Source organism: Ruegeria sp. CF2 (assembly GCF_056537385.1).
The window spans coordinates 284,047-300,715 of record NZ_JBQFRL010000001.1 but is presented as its reverse complement, the minus strand read 5'-3'; the positions used below and the strand labels follow the sequence as shown (position 1 = coordinate 300,715).

The 16,669-nt window shown below is 60.2% G+C and carries 17 protein-coding genes; 7 read left to right on the top strand and 10 right to left on the bottom strand.

Annotation, left to right across the window (positions count from 1 at the left end; translation table 11 throughout):
- Positions 1–38 precede the first annotated feature (38 nt).
- From ACR0IR_RS01455 to ACR0IR_RS01445, 3 genes are read right to left on the bottom strand one after another with little or no spacing between them, the layout of a single operon-like run.
- A complete protein-coding gene (locus tag ACR0IR_RS01455; protein WP_480778956.1) occupies positions 39–3,086 on the bottom strand; it encodes an efflux RND transporter permease subunit in 3,048 nt (1,015 codons plus the stop codon).
- 11 nt (positions 3,087–3,097) lie between these two features.
- Positions 3,098–4,135 (bottom strand): efflux RND transporter periplasmic adaptor subunit, encoded by a 1,038-nt coding sequence (locus tag ACR0IR_RS01450; protein ID WP_170364787.1) that lies wholly within the window; start codon positions 4,133–4,135, stop codon positions 3,098–3,100.
- The gene (locus tag ACR0IR_RS01445; RefSeq protein WP_093964681.1) at positions 4,132–4,599 is read right to left on the bottom strand and encodes a MarR family winged helix-turn-helix transcriptional regulator; all 468 of its coding nucleotides are present in this window, start codon (positions 4,597–4,599) and stop codon (positions 4,132–4,134) included. Before ACR0IR_RS01445 ends, ACR0IR_RS01450 begins: the two co-directional genes overlap by 4 nt.
- A 166-nt stretch (positions 4,600–4,765) precedes the next feature.
- Here ACR0IR_RS01445 and ACR0IR_RS01440 point away from each other — a divergent pair, with 166 nt between their 5' ends.
- Positions 4,766–5,890, top strand: a complete 1,125-nt coding sequence (locus ACR0IR_RS01440) for a beta-ketoacyl-ACP synthase III (RefSeq protein ID WP_170364789.1) — start codon at positions 4,766–4,768, stop codon at positions 5,888–5,890.
- A 192-nt stretch (positions 5,891–6,082) separates the two neighbouring features.
- A complete protein-coding gene (locus tag ACR0IR_RS01435; RefSeq protein WP_170364790.1) occupies positions 6,083–6,832 on the top strand; it encodes a hypothetical protein in 750 nt (249 codons plus the stop codon).
- Between the two features lie 92 nt (positions 6,833–6,924).
- Here ACR0IR_RS01435 and ACR0IR_RS01430 read toward each other — a convergent pair whose 3' ends face one another.
- Complete coding sequence (locus tag ACR0IR_RS01430) at positions 6,925–7,386, bottom strand: hypothetical protein (RefSeq protein WP_093965032.1); 462 nt, start codon at positions 7,384–7,386, stop codon at positions 6,925–6,927.
- Positions 7,387–7,743: 357 nt separating this feature from the next.
- On the opposite strand from ACR0IR_RS01430, the gene ACR0IR_RS01425 reads away from it, so the two are divergent.
- Positions 7,744–8,322 carry a thymidine kinase gene (locus tag ACR0IR_RS01425; protein ID WP_170364792.1) on the top strand — a complete coding sequence of 193 codons (579 nt, stop codon included), beginning with the start codon at positions 7,744–7,746 and terminating at the stop codon, positions 8,320–8,322.
- Here the strand turns inward: ACR0IR_RS01425 and ACR0IR_RS01420 are convergent.
- The 5 genes from ACR0IR_RS01420 to ACR0IR_RS01400 form a co-directional block, all read right to left on the bottom strand.
- Positions 8,319–9,269, bottom strand: coding sequence for a 2-hydroxyacid dehydrogenase (locus ACR0IR_RS01420; protein ID WP_170364794.1), 951 nt, complete (start codon positions 9,267–9,269; stop codon positions 8,319–8,321). The two genes, ACR0IR_RS01425 and ACR0IR_RS01420, sit on opposite strands and share 4 nt — an antisense overlap.
- Positions 9,269–9,607, bottom strand: coding sequence for a tRNA-binding protein (locus ACR0IR_RS01415; protein ID WP_170364796.1), 339 nt, complete (start codon positions 9,605–9,607; stop codon positions 9,269–9,271). The genes ACR0IR_RS01420 and ACR0IR_RS01415 overlap by 1 nt, the downstream gene beginning before the upstream one ends.
- Positions 9,600–10,415 carry a pyrroline-5-carboxylate reductase gene (proC, locus tag ACR0IR_RS01410; protein WP_170364798.1) on the bottom strand — a complete coding sequence of 272 codons (816 nt, stop codon included), beginning with the start codon at positions 10,413–10,415 and terminating at the stop codon, positions 9,600–9,602. Before proC ends, ACR0IR_RS01415 begins: the two co-directional genes overlap by 8 nt.
- Before the next feature lie 39 nt (positions 10,416–10,454).
- Positions 10,455–10,955: a type III secretion system chaperone family protein gene (locus ACR0IR_RS01405; protein WP_093964674.1), complete on the bottom strand. Its 501-nt coding sequence runs from the start codon at positions 10,953–10,955 to the stop codon at positions 10,455–10,457.
- Positions 10,956–11,277: 322 nt separating this feature from the next.
- Positions 11,278–11,526, bottom strand: coding sequence for an accessory factor UbiK family protein (locus ACR0IR_RS01400; RefSeq protein WP_093964673.1), 249 nt, complete (start codon positions 11,524–11,526; stop codon positions 11,278–11,280).
- Between the two features lie 97 nt (positions 11,527–11,623).
- On the opposite strand from ACR0IR_RS01400, the gene lgt reads away from it, so the two are divergent.
- The 4 genes from lgt to ACR0IR_RS01380 all read left to right on the top strand — a co-directional run bounded on the left by lgt (position 11,624) and on the right by ACR0IR_RS01380 (position 15,844).
- Positions 11,624–12,511, top strand: a complete 888-nt coding sequence (lgt, locus tag ACR0IR_RS01395; protein ID WP_170364800.1) for a prolipoprotein diacylglyceryl transferase — start codon at positions 11,624–11,626, stop codon at positions 12,509–12,511.
- Positions 12,508–13,575 carry a class I SAM-dependent methyltransferase gene (locus ACR0IR_RS01390; protein WP_170364802.1) on the top strand — a complete coding sequence of 356 codons (1,068 nt, stop codon included), beginning with the start codon at positions 12,508–12,510 and terminating at the stop codon, positions 13,573–13,575. The genes lgt and ACR0IR_RS01390 overlap by 4 nt, the downstream gene beginning before the upstream one ends.
- On the top strand, positions 13,572–14,330 hold the full coding sequence (pgeF, locus tag ACR0IR_RS01385; RefSeq protein ID WP_170364804.1) for a peptidoglycan editing factor PgeF: 759 nt from the start codon (positions 13,572–13,574) through the stop codon (positions 14,328–14,330). Before ACR0IR_RS01390 ends, pgeF begins: the two co-directional genes overlap by 4 nt.
- 731 nt (positions 14,331–15,061) lie before the next feature.
- Positions 15,062–15,844, top strand: a complete 783-nt coding sequence (locus tag ACR0IR_RS01380) for a Hint domain-containing protein (protein ID WP_170357143.1) — start codon at positions 15,062–15,064, stop codon at positions 15,842–15,844.
- A gap of 122 nt (positions 15,845–15,966) precedes the next feature.
- On the opposite strand, the gene ACR0IR_RS01375 is transcribed toward ACR0IR_RS01380, so the two are convergent.
- Positions 15,967–16,467, bottom strand: a complete 501-nt coding sequence (locus tag ACR0IR_RS01375; protein ID WP_093964666.1) for an Lrp/AsnC family transcriptional regulator — start codon at positions 16,465–16,467, stop codon at positions 15,967–15,969.
- Positions 16,468–16,669 lie beyond the last annotated feature (202 nt).

Here is a 16,669-nt window from a genome sequence, read left to right as displayed (position 1 = left end):
AAAAGCCCCGGCCGTTCGCCGGGGCTTTTTTCGTTAGATCATGCAGTCTGCGCCGCCAGCCTGCGCTGTTCCTTCCGAGAGAAGAACAGCATGTAGAACACCGGCGCAGCGACCATGGTCAGGATCGTCGCGAAGGCCAGCCCTCCCATGATCGTCACTGCCATCGACACGAAGAACGCGTCGGTCAGCAGCGGCGCCATCCCCAGGATCGTGGTGATCGCCGCCAGCATGACCGGGCGCAGACGCGAGACCGAGGCTTCGATGATCGATTCGCGCAGAGGCTTGCCCGTGGCGCGGACAAGGTCGATCTCTTCGACCAGAACTATACCGTTCTTGATCAGCATCCCTGACAGGCTGAGAAGCCCGAGAAGCGCGGTGAAGGTAAAGGGCAGGCCCGTGCCCAACAGCCCGATCACCACGCCGTTCACCGACATCGGCACCAGCAGCCAGATGATGACCGGTTGCCGGATCGCGTTGAACAGCAGCACCGAGATCAGAACCATGATCAAAAGGCTCAGCGGCAACTGCTTGCCAAGGCTGGCTTGCGCTTTGCCGGAATCCTCGAACTCACCGCCCCATTCCAGCTTGTAGCCCAGCGGCAGCTCCATGTCCTCGATCGCATCGCGAACCTCGGAATGAACCTGTGCCGCGGTCAGGCCGGCCGGGATGTCTGCGCCCACCGTAACGGTCAGAACGCGATCTCGTCGATGCACCAGCGTATTGAGCGCTTTGTACTGGAACCCGTCCACCATCTGCTCGATCGGCACGAACTTCTGTGACTGGTCCGAATACACCACTTGATCCACGATCGAGTATTCCCCGTCCGCCGGTCGACGCAGGATGATCGGGATCAGGCGGTCCCTCTCGCGGAACACGCCGCCGGTGATGCCGTCCGTCGAAAACTGCAGGGTGGCGGCGATGTCTTCGCGGGTTACACCGGCCGTCTGCGCACGCTCGGTGGCATAGATCGGCTGGACCGCCAATTCCATTTCACGCCAGTCGTGATGCACGTCCAGCGCGTTGGGCGAGGCCGCCGACATGCGCCGCACCGCCTCGTCGGCCAGTTGCCGCAGGACGACCGGATCGCTGCCCGAGAACCGCGCCTCGATCGGGGTACCGCCGCCGGGGCCGAAGACCAGACGCTTGGTCCGGAATTCGCCTTCAGGGAATTGGGTTTCACCAAAGGCCTCCAGATCAGCACGCAAGACGGGAATGTCCTCGAGCGTTTCGGTCCGGATGATCATGTGCCCATAGCTTGGGTTGGGCTTCTCGGCCGAATAGGTCAACATGAACCGCGTCGCGCCCTGCCCCACGAAGGTGGTGACCGAGACGACATCATCCCGCTGGGCCAGCCAGTCTTCAAAGACTTGCATATCGGCACTCGTCCGCGCGATCGGTGTCCCCTGCGGCAGCTTGTAATGGACGAAGAACAGCGGCGTGTTGGAGTCCGGGAAAAACTGCTGTTTCACCATCGCGAAGCCGGCATAGCAGACCACGGTGACCCCGACCAAACCAGCCACCACCAGCCAACGGAACCGCAAAGCCCAGCGCAGGATCGCCCCGTAGGTTCGGAACAGGATGCCGCTATAGGCGTCGACATCCGCGTCCTTGCCCTGTTTGAAGAAATAATGCCCCAACAACGGTGTTGCTGTGATGGCCAGCACCCAGCTCAGCAGCAAGGATATCGCGATCACCGCAAACAACGAGAACAGGAATTCGCCCGTCGCATCCGGGCTGAGCCCAATCCCGGCAAAGGCCATGATCCCGATGACCGTGGCCCCAAGCAGGGGGATCTGTGTCTTGGACGCGGCCTCGTCGGCAGCATCGCGCGAGTTTTTTCCCTTGAGCATGGAGATCTGCATCCCCTCGGCCACCACGATGGCATTATCGACCAGCATCCCCATCGCAATGATCAGAGCGCCCAGCGAAATGCGTTCCATCTCGATGGAAAACAGCGCCATGAACAGCAAGGTCCCGACAACGGTCAACAAAAGGGTCGAGCCCACAACTACTGCCGCGCGCCAACCCATGAATATTCCAAGCACCGCCACCACGATGGCAACCGACATGGCTAGGTTCACAAGAAAATCGTTCGAAGCCTGCTCGACCACGACGTGCTGCTGGTAGATCGGCAATACATCGACGCCTGCGGGAATTTCCACATCCAGCTCGGCCAGCTTGGCGTCGACGCGCTTTCCGACTTCCACGATGTTTTCCGTCGACAGGCCAGCAATACCCAGGGTGAACGCTTCGACGCCGTTGAATCGGATCATGATATCAGGATCGGTCTGGCGGGCCCGGTAGACATCGGCCATGTCAAAGAGGTTGATCACTTGCCCCTGAGAGCCAACCGACAGCCCGGCGATCTCGGACACGCTGTCCGATCCGTCCGCCGTCAGGATCGTGGTACGATCGTCGTCTGACCGGAGCGTCCCTGACGACTGGACCGAATTGGCGTTGGCGATCGCTTCGTTGATCGACTGCAACGGCACATTCTGGTTGACCGAAATGGCCAGGTCCGGCTCGATGAAAATGGCTTCGTCCGGCAAGCCCTGCACTTCAACGTCTGCCACGCCCTCAACGGTCAGCAACTCGCGCCGCAAGAAGGTCGACAATTCATGCTTTTCGGCGTCGCTGAACCCTTCCGCGGTGACCGCATAGAAAAGACCGAACACGTCACCGAACCCGTCATTCACATAGGGTTGGCTGACACCGGACGGCAATCCACGGGCCGCATCCCGGACCTTGGCGCGCAGTCGGGTCCAGATATCCGGCAATTCGCTGCCATCGTAGGTGGACTTGATCTCGACTTCGATCAGCGATTGACCGGGACGGTTGACCGAAGTGATGACATCGACCTCGCCCATCTGCTGGATAGCAGATTCCAAAGGTTCCGAGACCTCCTCGGCCACCTGTTCAGCCGTCGCACCGGGATAAGTGGTCAGCACTACGGCGTTCTTGATGGTAAAGGCCGGATCTTCGAGCCGCCCGAGCGACGAAAATCCCCAGATACCACCCAGCAGTGCAATCAGGATCACCAGCCACGTATAGATCGGCCTGTCGATCGAGGCGCGTGCGATATTCATCCTCGCCCCCTTCAGTTCGCAAAGCCGGCAAAGCGGCGCACGGTCTGCCCATCGGTCAGAACGGACCCACCGGCCACTACGATTTCGTCGCCGTCCGACAATCCGGTCAGAACCCGGACGTCACCTGTCTGGGTAGGTTCGATGGTCACGGGAACACGCCGCACGGTGCCGACATCTGCACCGACCGGCGAAAAGACCATGACGCCCAGATTGCCCTCGGCGTCGGCGACAATCGCGGTCGGAGGAACGATGATGCCAGTGCGTTTGTCATCGACCTGGACATTGACGGTTACCGATGATCCGGGCAGCACCCGCAAGTCTTCCGGCGGCGTGAGGCCGAACTGAATCCGGAACGTCTGTCCGACGCTCGAAGTCTCGGCGTCGAATTCGCGGATTTCCAACGGGAAGACCTCGTCACTTGCGGGGAATTTTGCCGTGATCGAAATGCCATCTTCCTGGCTGGTCCTCTGGAACAGGATTTCGGGCACATCGACCTCGATCCTCAATTCGGACAGATCGTGGATCCGGACGATCGGCGTTCCGGCGGCCACGGTCGTGAAGTTCTCGACCTCACGCCGCGATACCAGCGCATCGAACGGTGCGGTCAGAGTCGTGTGCTCGAGGTTGTACTGGGCGTCACGCACCGCGATTGCAGCCAGTTGGGCGGCGGTTTCAGCGTCATCGACAGCGACCTGACTTGCAGTCGTCCCCCGCAGGCGCGACAGGCGGGCCACGGTGCGGTCAGCCTGATCCTTCTGAAGACGCGCACGTTCCAGTGCCAGTTCGAACGGCTCTTGGTCCAGCTTTGCAATCAGGCTGCCCTTGGGCACCTGGAACCCTTCGTTGACGGGCAGTTCCACGATCTGTCCGGCGACCTGAAACGCCAGATCGACAGTCTGCCGCGCGGCCACGCGCCCGAAGAACTGGCGTGAAAATCCGGGAGCAGTCTCATGCACCACTATAAGTTTCACAGGCTTGGTGTCGTCTTGCGCCGCAAGCGGTGCGGCCAGTACGGCAAGGGCAAGGCCCAGCGAAGTCAGCAGCTTCATTTCGTCAATCCCTCGGGTATTCCCGTTTTCAGAATGTTGTCCCGGATTTTGCGGGCAAGCCGGGCAAATTGAGCAGTTTCCTCGTCATCCAACCCAGAGGCACGGTGAAACAGCTCACCGGCGGTGGTGACCAGCATGTTGCGGGCCTCGGCACCTTTGTCGGTCAGCACCAGCAACCACGCACGGCGATCATCGGGGTCCTGTTGGCGGGTCAGATAACCGGCCGCCTCAAGCGCATCGGCGGTGGCCGTAATCGTCGACGGCACGGTCAGCATGTCGGCCGCCAACACTCCCATCCGCTTGGGCTGATCCAACTTGATCAACATGTGGCATTCCTGATGGCTGAGATCGGTATCGATGCAGCCGAAACTCTCTTCCAGTTTCCAGTACAGCGCATAGACGCCCATCATCGCCTGGATCTCAGGGGTCAGTCGGGCCAGCCGTTCACTGATGTCTTTGGTCATGGATGCTCTCCGCACGAGTCGAGCGGTGATATACTTCGGATTCTGAACTATTCAAGATGTGAAGTTGAATTTGCGCAAACCTATGCCGTTCCCTTGGGTCAACATCTCTTGATCTGGGGGCGCTGTGACTGCATTTTGGGCGAATCCGAAACATTCAGGACCCGACATGTACACGCCCGCAATCACCGGTACCGGGGTTTTCACGCCCGAAAACGTCATCACCAATGCCGAGCTGGTCAAAGCCTTCAACGCCTATGCCGACAAGATGAATGCTGCCAACGCCGATGCCATCGCCGCGGGCGAGATGGAGCCGATGCAGCACTCCTCGGAAGAGTTCATCGTCAAGGCCTCGGGCATCGAGAACCGCTACGTCATGGACAAGACCGGCGTGCTGGACCCGGACGTGATGCATCCCCTGCTGCGCCAGCGCAGCGATGACGAGCCGGGCATCATGACCGAGATGGCGCTGGACGCCTGCAACAAGGCGCTGGCTCAGGCAGGTCGGACGGCGGCGGATGTCGATCTGGTGATCTGTGCCGCGTCGAACCATGAACGCGCCTATCCCGCCATTGCGGTCGAAATTCAGAACGCGTTGGGCATCACTGGTTTTGGGTTCGATATGAACGTGGCCTGTTCTTCGGCGACGTTCGGCATTCAGGCCGCGGCCGACATGATCCGGTCGGGGTCCGTACGGGCGGCGCTGGTGGTTAACCCCGAGATCTGCTCGGGACACCTGGAGTGGCGCGACCGGGATTGCCACTTCATCTTCGGCGACGTGGCCACCGCCACGCTGATCGAGCGGATCGAGGATGCACAGGGCCCGCATTTCGAAATCTTGTCGACCCGCTGCGCAACCGAGTTTTCGAACAACATCCGCAACAACAACGGTTTTCTGCGGCGCACCCGGCCCGACGGATTGAAGGACCGCCGCGACATGCAGTTCATGCAGAACGGCCGCAAGGTGTTCAAGGAAGTGCTGCCGATGGTCAGCAAACACATCAGCGACCACATGGATTCCGAAGGGATCGAAAGCGGCGATCTCAAGCGGCTGTGGCTGCACCAGGCCAACAAGACGATGAATGATTTCATCGGCAAAAAGGTCTTGGGCCGAGAGCCGGAGCCGGGCGAACAGCCCAACATTCTTCAGGACTATGCCAATACATCGTCAGCCGGGTCGATCATCGCCTTTTCCAAATATTCAGACGATCTTCAGGATGGCGATGTCGGCCTGATCTGCTCGTTCGGTGCAGGGTATTCGGTGGGGTCCGTCATCGTCAAACGCCACGCCTGACGCGCCGGCGCCGCCAGTCCACGTCCGGCGCAACAAGCGATAACCTCGAATATTTCGCCCGCGCAGGCGGACTGTTTTTGTATTCCTGAACACTTCTTCAGAATTGATACAGCACAGCTTAACCCGCGGCCTCCATCTGGAAGGCCATGCAATTCCGCATGTCAGGTGACGCTAGGTTAAGAAAGGTGCGCCATGTTCAAGAGTTCTAAGTCAGGAATGGCGGCCTGGGTTGTCGCCCCGTTTTTGGGGGTTGCTGCAGCCAGCGCGGCCATGGCCGAGCCCCAGGTCTGCAACGCCAACACAGCACGGGTCGCGGCCAACAATGGTGACTATGCGGCCCTTTGCGGCTGTTCGCAGGTTACGCCCAGTTTCCTCTCGCATCTGCAACAACGGGCAGATTTCGGGTCGGTTCTTGCCAATACCTCGCAGCAGTGTCCGGGGCTGGCCAATCTGCTGAGCGATTTGCCGACCGGATCGATTTCCAACGCCAACAGCTTTGACGGCCGCGAAAACGACCCCAGCGGGTTTCAACCCGCATCGAGCACCGGCCCATCCGCCGGTGGCGGATCCGGGTCGGGCGGCGGAAACAGCGGCCCCGGCAATGGCGGGGGGAACGATGACCCCGGTGATGGCGGATCCGACGATCCGGGCAACGGCGGCGGGAATGATGATCCCGGCAACGGCGGAGGCAAGCCTGGCGATGGCGGCGGCAAACCCGGTAAGGGTGGAGACAAACCCGGCAAAGGCGGCGGCAAGCCCGGCCATGGTGACGGTAAGCCCGGTAAGGGTGGCGGTCACGGCGGCGGTAAAGGCAACAACGGCGACGGGAAAGACGGCGGCAAGGGCAACAATGGCGGCGGAAAAGGCAACAACGGGGGCGGAAATGGGCCCGAAGGTTCAAGCCCCGGACGCGGGAACAACGCCAACAACGACGAAAACTGACAAAGGCTAAGAGCTACTTCAGTTCAGCTTGAAGAAGGCGATGCGCACATCGCCTTTTTCACCGCCCCTTGACGGCTTGCCGGGAAACAAATTCAGCTGACGCTTTCCTCTTCGAGGTGCAATTTCATCTCGATCAGAACTTGTTGCAGCAACGAGGTTTCTTTCAGCAGACGCTTGGCTTCGTTGACGGTAATGATGCCATCCTCGATTGCGGCCTGGTATTCGGTCATCAGCATCGCAAACCGCTGGCTCAGTGCGATCACGTCCGAATTGACGCCCCCGGTGCGCGTACCGGTCGAATTGCGCTCATCATAGGACAAGGTGATGTTCTTCAGGTCTGCCAGGGCCGAAGTCACATGCGGGTAGCTGGCCGCGTTTTCCAGACGTGCGACCGCATCCACCGGCATGAACCGGTCGCTGTGCTCGGGATTGTCGGAGTAATACCGGCCCAATGTGGCCTTGGATTTCCCTGTGATCTCGCATGCTGCCTCGATCCCCACGTCCTTGACCAAAGCTTCGGTGTGCTTTTTCAGATAGGCCCCGATATCTGCCATTTTTGTACCTTTGTTCGCTGCGCCCTCTAGCCCCGGCTGTCCGCACCGGGGAAAGGGAGGGGAAATTTCCCATACTCGAGTCATAATTGAAATGTCATATGTTGGCTATCCCTCAGATATGCGGGGGTTTTGTGAGTGAGTGGCGGCAGTTAATGCCGGTAAAGAGTGTTTGTGGGGCAGTATTTCAGGCCCTGCGCTGTTTCGGCCATTTCGTGGCCGGCGGTGTCGCTGTTGCGGAAGCGGGGTTATCCATCCCCAAGAGCATCTGCTCGGCCTCTGCGACTGCAATGGCGGCGTCGATTTGTTTCAGGACATTGACGACTTGCTCGCGCTGCGTGAGCCGATTAGACCCAGCCCATGGCCAAGCTGTACTTTAACTACTCAACCATGAACGCAGGCAAGTCCACGGTGCTGCTTCAGGCGTCGCACAACTATCGCGAGCGCGGCATGGACACCTATCTGATGACCGCAGCCATTGACGGGCGCGCGGGCCAGGGACGCATCGCATCGCGGATCGGAATCTCGGAACTGGCCGATACGTTCAATCCCCACGACAATGTGTTCGCGATGATCCAAGATCGTCTTGATCAGGGGAAAGTGGCCTGTGTTTTTGTGGACGAGGCGCAGTTCCTGACCGAAGAACAGGTCTGGCAATTGGCCCGTGCGGTGGATGACCTGAAAGTACCGGTTCTGGCCTACGGGTTGCGGGTGGATTTTCAAGGCAAGCTGTTCCCCGGATCAGCGGCTCTGCTGGCCCTGGCCGATGAAATGCGCGAGGTCCGCACCATCTGCAGATGCGGGCGAAAGGCCACGATGGTGATCCGTCAGGACGAAAACGGAAAAACCATCACCCAAGGCGCGCAGGTGCAGATCGGCGGAAACGAGACCTATGTTTCGCTCTGCCGTAAACACTGGCGCGAGGCCGTGGGCAGTTAGACCAGATTTGGCAGCGGTCGCCCGGCGACAAAAGCCGCCACATTGTCCAATGCCATGTGCCCCATATCCGTGCGCACTTCCTCGGTCGCGGTGCCCAGATGCGGCAGCAGGGTGACACTCTCCATCTCGCGCAGCGCCTGCGGCACGGCGGGTTCAAACTCGTAGACATCCAGCCCGGCCCCGGCGATCTGGCCGGTCTTCAATGCATGGATCAGTGCAACTTCGTCCACGACTTCTCCGCGAGCGATGTTGACCAGAATGGCCGACGGCCGCACAGCTGAAAGAACCGAAGCGTCTATGAGGTGGAAGGTGTCAACACCACCGGGGACGGCAACAACCAGAAAATCGGCCACAGAAGCCAGGGCCGCCAAGTCGGGAACGAACTCGGCAGGGAAATCCAGATCCTTGGGCGTGCGGGATTGATAACTGACCTGCATCCCGAACCCGAAATGACAGCGCCGGGCAATGGCTTGCCCGATCCGTCCCATTCCGATGATTCCGACCCGTTTTCCGGTGACGTGCTGTCCCAGCATCTGGGTCGGGTGCCAGCCCTGCCAATTGCCGGACCGGACCAGCCGTTCACCCTCGCCCGCGCGGCGGGCCGTTGCCAGCAGCAGAGTCATGGCAATGTCCGCCGTTGCATCAGTGACCGCCCCCGGTGTGTTGGTCACGCGAACACCAGCAGCCTGCGCTGCCGCCACATCAATGTGATTGAAACCCACCCCAAAATTGGCCAGCAGTTTGCACCGCGGAACCGTGACCATTTCAAAGACATCGGCCGAAAAGACATCACCCAAAGTCGGAACGACGACGTCGTAGTCCCGCAATGCGCGCGCCATCTCATCAATGCTGAGCGGTGCGTTGCTATCTCGGATATCGACGTCGAACTCATCCCGCGCGCGGGCCGTGACCGCGGGGGTCATCGGTCGGGTGATCAACAGCTTCATCAGTGCATCCGCCCGCCCACGGGAACTCTGCCATCAGGGCCGATCAAAACAATCTCGCCCGATTCGTCCGGCAGACCCAGAACAAGAACCTCGGACATGAATCGCCCGATCTGACGCGGCGGGAAATTGACCACGGCCAGCACTTGTTTGCCGACAAGGGATTCGGGCGTGTAATGCGCGGTAACCTGCGCCGAGGTCTTGCGCTCGCCGATCTCGTCGCCGAAGTCGATCCACATCTTGATCGCGGGCTTGCGCGCCTCGGGATAGGGTTCGGCCCGGATGACCTCTCCTACGCGAATGTCGACCTTGAGGAAGTCGTCGAAGGATATTTCACTCACCGGACAGCTCCTTGGATCGATCGGTTGCCGCCTTTACGGCACGGTGCAACAGGTTTGGAAACCCATCCTGTTCATGCATCAGGACTTCCAGTGCTGCCTGCGTCGTGCCGTTGGGTGACGTGACATTGATGCGCAATTGCGAGGGATCTTCCTCGGACGCCATCGCCAAAGCCCCTGCCCCGGCGACCGTCGCCTTGGCCAACCGCATGGCCAGATCATGCGGAAGGCCTTGCGCCTCACCGGCGGCAGCCAGAGTCTCAATCAAATGAAAGACATAGGCCGGGCCCGAGCCGCTGAGACCGGTGACCGCGTCCATCTGCGCCTCATCCTGCAGGCGCACGGTATCACCGATGGCCGAAAGCAGATCTTCGGCCAGGGTCATGTCAGAGCCCGACGTTCTGGCATTTCCAATCAGCGCGGTGATGCCCTGCCGGATCGCAGCGGGCGTGTTCGGCATGGCCCGAATGATCGGAGTACCAGCACCCAGAACACGCTCGAACGTGGCGATGGAAGTTCCGGCGGCGACCGAGATGAACAGGGTTCCGCCGCCCCCAAACACCTGAATTGCCGGCAATGCCTCGCCCATCATCTGAGGTTTGACGGCAACCAACACGACGGCAGGTCTTTCAGGAAGTGGGGTGTTGATATTGACCCCTTGCGCCCTGAGCCATTCGGAAGGGTTGGGGTCGATCACCCATACGGATGCGGGTGGCAGGCCATGTTCCAGCCAGCCGGCCAACATGGCCGACCCCATTTTTCCGCATCCCAGAAGCACCAGCCCCTGATCCGCAACGCGTGACATGTCCATGATTGCCCCTCCCCTGCTTTTGCGGTTTGGGGCAAAGCTTTACGCGCGGCCGTAAGCCTCTGCAATGGCGACTTGCATCGCATCCTCGGGCGTACGGTTGCCCCAGGTTACCAACTGGATCGCAGGATAGTAACGCTCGGCGCTCAGGACAGCGGCGGTGATCATCGTGTCAATCTGTTCGGGGCTGGCCGATTGCCCGCCGCTGAGCACCAGACCGTAGCGGTAGACCATCAGCTTCTGATTGCCCCAGTAGGTGAAGGCGCCGGCCCAGCACTGGTCATTCATGCGGTTCAGCAATTCATAGAGATCGGAAACCCGGTCCTCGGGCGGCTCCATCTCGAACGAGCAGACCATCCGCAGAGTCTCGTCATAGTTGGACCAGGCCAGCGTGATCGAGTAGGTGCGCCACTGTCCTTCGACCGCCATGGCGATCTGGTCGTCACCGATCCGGTCGAAATCCCAATCGTGGTGTTCAGCCAGATGTTCGACAATATCAATCGGATGAATGTCTTCTTCGAAATACTGCTCGGAAAGTGCCATGGTGCCACCTCACTTAATACCTAGCATTTCGGGGCTGGCAGCGCCCCAGCGCTAGTTGCCTGCTCTACAAGCCGGGCTTCCCCCATAGGCCTGTACTAAATATGGTGCGCTGTGGCTGGGACTCTGGCAACCCCCATTCTTGGGGATAACAGCAATAAGTTGTGGACAGCTGGCAACGGCCACCAAAATATTGGCGCACCCTGCAGCTTTGCCTTGATTTATTTTTGCAATGCGGCGAGACTCCCGACACTGCGACACCCAGCGCGGGTTGAGCGGTGTAGGGTCTTGCCAAAAATTCTGAAATGCCGATCTGCGGCTGGGCTTATTTGTCCAGCTTGGCTTCAAGCGCGGCGATCCGCGCTTCCAGTGCCGCGTTTTCTTCGCGCGCTTTCTGGGCCATCGCGCGGACGGCATCGAACTCTTCTCGCGTGACAAAGTCGCGATCCGCCAGCCAGCGGTCGACCAAGGACTTCATCGCCGTTTCAGCCTCTTCCCGCGCACCCTGCGCCACGCCCATTGCGTTGGTCATCAACTGGGACATATCGTCCAGAAACTTGTTGCGGGTTTGCATGTGTCTTCTCCGGAATCGCGAATGCCTTCTATATGGGGGATAGAGAGCCCAGTCTCAAGGTTGACTTGGTCAGCCAACCCCGGGCAATGAGACGCACATGCAAGCTGTTTTGAATTTCCCCGATCTGTCGCCCGAGCTGTTCTCGATTTCCGCCTTCGGGATCGAGTTCGCGCTTCGGTGGTATGCGCTGGCCTATATCGCGGGCATCCTGATCGCGTGGCGCATGGCGGTTATGGCGGTGCGCCGTCCCGCTTTGTGGCCGGATCAATCCCCTCCTCTGAGACCGGACCAGTTGGAGGACCTGATCACCTGGATCATCCTGGGGGTCATCATCGGCGGGCGGTTGGGCTTTGTCCTGTTCTATCAGCCCGAATACTACCTGTTCCACCCGCTTGAGATCCTGAAGGTCTGGCAGGGTGGCATGTCCTTTCACGGCGGCCTTCTGGGTGTGGTGATCGCTTCGCTGGTCTTCGCGCGACGCAATTCGGCCCCCTTGCTTTCGCTGGCCGACCTGATCGCCCATACGGTCCCCCCCGGCCTGTTGCTTGGCCGTTTGGCCAATTTCGTCAATGCCGAGCTGTGGGGCCGACCCAGCGAACTGCCCTGGGCGGTGATCTTTCCCGGCGCGGCAGCTCAGGATTGCGCAAATGTCGCTGCCGGACTTTGCGCCCGCCACCCGTCGCAGTTGTACGAGGCTGCACTGGAAGGCGTGCTGTTGGGCCTGCTTTTGTTGTGGCTGGTGTATAGGCGCGGCGCATTTCATTGGCCCGGCCGCATCATGGGCGTATTTCTGGCGGGCTATGGCGCTTCGCGCTTCATCGTCGAGTTCTTTCGTCAACCCGATGCGCAATTCGTTTCGGCCGGAAACCCGCTTGGACTTGCGTGGCAAGTGGGCGGGTACGGCCTGACGATGGGCCAGATCCTATCTGTACCGATGATCGCCGTCGGCTTGTGGTTCGCCCTACGGGCACGGCGGGCGGCATGAGCCTGCTTGGCCACCTGACCGACCGCATCCGGCAAGACGGGCCGATGAGCGTGGCGGACTACATGGCCGAATGCCTTCTGCATCCAACGCATGGCTACTACACTACCCGCGACCCGTTGGGCACACATGGAGACTTTGTCACCGCTCCGGAAATCAGCCAGATGTTCGGCGAAGTGATTGGTCTTTGTCTCGCGCAGGGCTGGATTGATCAAGGCAGACCCGGCCGGTTTGCGCTCGCCGAGCTGGGTCCGGGGCGCGGAACACTCATGGCCGATATTCTGCGGGCCACCCGGGGCGTGCCCGGGTTTCACGACGCCGCGCAGGTGGTATTGCTCGAAGCCTCGCCCGTTCTGCGCGGACTTCAGGCCGAGGCCCTGGATGAACACGCACCGAACTGGATCGTTTCGGTGGGCGATCTCCCAGAGCTTCCGCTATTTCTTGTGGCCAATGAATTTTTCGACGCTTTGCCCATCCGCCAGTTTCTGCGCGACGGCGACGGCTGGTGCGAACGTCTTGTGGGTCTGCAGGGCGATCAGCTGGCATTCGGCCTTGGCCCGAGGGCGACGCAAGCGGCTTTGGCGACGCGCCTCGAGGATACACGGGACGGTGATCTGGTCGAGCTTTGCGCGGCGGCCGTTCCCATCGTGACCGAAACGGCCCGCATCATCCGCAGCCACGGTGGAATGGCTCTCGTTATCGACTATGGCGACTGGCGTTCGCTGGGCGACACGTTGCAGGCCGTAAAGGGGCACGAATACGTCGATCCGCTCGCCACACCGGGTCAGGCCGACCTGACTGCACATGTGGATTTCGAAACGCTGGCATTGGCGGCGGGCGCGACGGGCTGCGCCCATACGCGGCTGACGCCTCAGGGTGTGTTTCTTGAGCGTCTGGGCATCACCCAACGCGCACAGTCTCTGGCCAGCGCGTTGACCGGATCAAAACTGGAAACGCTGGTTCGGGCACATCGGCGGTTGACGCACCCAGAGGAAATGGGAAACCTGTTCAAGGTGCTGGGCCTCTACCCGAAAACTGCGATGCCACCATCGGGACTTGGGACATGACTCTGGAAATTCTGACCTCGGATTTGTTGTCACCGATTCGACACGGGTTCTTCAGTCGCAAGGGCGGCGCCTCGTCCGGTATCTTCAGCGGGCTGAATTGTGGCACGGGCTCGTCCGACCTGAGCGAGGCGGTCGCGCTGAACCGAAGCAGAGTGGCCGAGGCCATGGGCGTCAAACTGGATGCATTGGTCGGCGTGCATCAGGTACATTCCCCACACGTGATCACCGTCGACAAGCCGATTGCAGGCGAGAAGCCAAGGGCCGATGCAATCGTTACCGCAACGCCGGGCCTCGCGCTGACGATCCTGACGGCAGACTGCCAGCCGGTGCTGTTTGCGGATCCTCAAGCGAAAGTGATCGGGGCAGCACATGCGGGATGGCGCGGTGCTCTGGACGGTGTCCTCGAGGCGACGCTGGACGCCATGGAGGCGCTGGGTGCGCAACGCAAAAACATCATCGCCGTCATCGGCCCGACGATCTCGCAGCGCGCCTACGAGGTTGGCCCCGAGTTTCTGGAGGACTTCCTTTTGGAAAGCCAGGACAACGCGCGTTTCTTTGCAAATGGGCAAGGCGACCGGATGCATTTCGACCTGCCGGCCTTTGGCCTTCACAAGCTGCGTCAGGCCGGCGTCGGGGAGGCGGAATGGACGCGGCATTGCACCTATTCCGATCCCGACAAGTTCTATTCCTACCGGCGCGCGACCCACGCCGGCGAGGCGGATTACGGCCGCCTGATTTCCGCCATACGATTGTAAAGATCGGCCGAATTAAGGCGAAAGCGCCACTTTTCCGCCACATTTATTGTGTCTATCTGTCATCAGAATCGTTGTTAATTTTTGCCAGTGCTCAGATGGTTATCCGTTCTCCGAACGTCTGATTTCTGGCATCCGAACTCAGGGGGTGCCGCAAGACTTCATCTTTGTCCTCAATTGATCCCGGAACAGCCACATCGCTGCCGCAAAGACGCGTCACATTGGCTTTACAAAGGGAAAAGGGCTTAGGCCCGAACTTCGAGCAGGACATGAATATGAAGTTGAAATCTCGCTTTCTTCGCGCCGTTGTCGCGGCCACCAGGGACCAACAACCGGAAATGCCCTGGAAGCGGGTTTCCAGTCACTCTGCAAGGGTCGTGCGCCGGTTGGCCGCGCGACGCTGATACGAAATCCCTCTGGGGCCAGCTGCCGGCCTCAACAGGGCAAGACGCGCACCGGAAGCTGCTCTGGGCCGGTGCGTGAACCGAGGCTGGTATTCGCAGCCGACGTTTTTCAGGGCGTTTGTGTGCGGACAATTACGTTCGCAGTGTACGAGTTTGTCTGGGGGGTCATTGTGTTGACCAAACGAATGCGAAATCCATTCGCCATGCGCGGCCATGTCGGTACCCGCATGGAGGTGGCGCACTTTTTTCAAGACAAAGAATCAAGCTGTCAGGCGGGCCTCCACGGGGATGTTTCCCGCCTGTTCGGCGTATTGGAAGGAACGGAATAATATGACTATTCCAAATTCACTGGCACGTGCCGCGCAGAATGCCCTCGACACTTCGGCATTGCTGCGCGAAGCACCGCGTCCAGGCACCAAACAGAAGGCGCAACTGCGTCGATACGAGGTGAGTGCGCTGCTGAAAAACGGGGAAGTTTCGCAGACACGCCACATCGCACCGGCGCTGCCCGTTTTCGAAGACGCGTTCTGCGCCTTTACACGTGGGTCTCTGGTCGAGACGGAACACGGCCCGGTCGCCATCGAGGACTTGATGCCGGGCGACACGGTCCTGACCCAGACCGGCGCATCCGAAAAGGTGTTGTGGAAAGGCTCGGTCACTCTGGTACCTGGCCGCGAAGACTCGCGCGGGCGGACACGCCCTTTGACCCGCATCATGGCAGACACGTTCGGCATGCAAAAACCATTGTCCGGCGTCATTGCCGGCCCCGCGGCCCGCTTGCTGGCGACGCCGGCGCATCTGAGGCATCTTGGAGGTGGACAGCCGATGCTGACACCCGTCGCCGAATTTCAGGACGGCATGTCCGTTATCGAAACGCAGCCGCCCACTCCGGTCGAGCTGTTCCACATCTGCCTGGAGCGCCACGCGGTCATCAATGTCGATGGGCTGCAGTTCGAAACCTATCATCCCGGCGTGAACGCGGTCCGGATGATGAGCCACTCGCTGCGCTCGATCTACCTGAACCTGTTCGCGCATATCCATTCCTTGCACGATTTCGGTCCGTTGCTTATGGCACGCGCCGGGGAGGGCGAGATCGACGCCATCACGGCGTGACAGCTTTAACCATCACCACTGCATTTTGGGGGGCAACATGCAGATTTTACTGAGTTGGGCCATTTCTCTGGCCATCGTGGCGGTGCTGCCGCCATGCGCATCGCAAACCAGACGCGCCGGCTTTACGCCGTCCGGTTCATCCGCTCTTCCAATACGTCGAACGGCACGCCGGGTTCGTCTTTTGCACCGCGGATGACAAGCGAAGTCTTGACGCTGGCCACGTTCGGCGTGGTCAGCAACTCACCCGTCAGGAACTGTTGAAAACTGCTGAGATCGGGGGCGACGCATTTCAGGATGAAGTCGACCTCGCCGTTCAGCATGTGGCATTCCCGGACCAGCGGCCAGTCTCTGCAGCGGTCTTCGAACGCCCGCAATTCCGCCTCGGCCTGGCTTTCAAGGCCAACCATCGCAAAGACCTGAACTTCGAACCCCAATTCCCGGGCGTTGACCTCGGCGTGGTATCCTCGGATAAAGCCGGCCTCCTCCAGCGTGCGTACGCGCCGCAGGCAGGGTGGGGCCGAGATTCCGACACGTTTGGCGAGCTCGACATTGGTCATTCGCCCGTCTGCCTGCAGTTCTGCAAGGATCTTTCGGTCGATCTCGTCCAGCCGTGTCGTGACCATGCGGTGCTCCTGAAATTTTCGGTTCTTATATCAGCGCAGGTGCCATGCGCAATATTCTTTCGCAACAGCGCAATAATCTTTGTCTGTCGATCAGGCAAGCCGGCACCTTAGTACAACATGACGGACGCGTGAGACGAAGGGGCTTTAAGCTGACCGATGCTGTCGCTATATCGAAGCCCGGCGCCCACGACGGCGCTCAGGC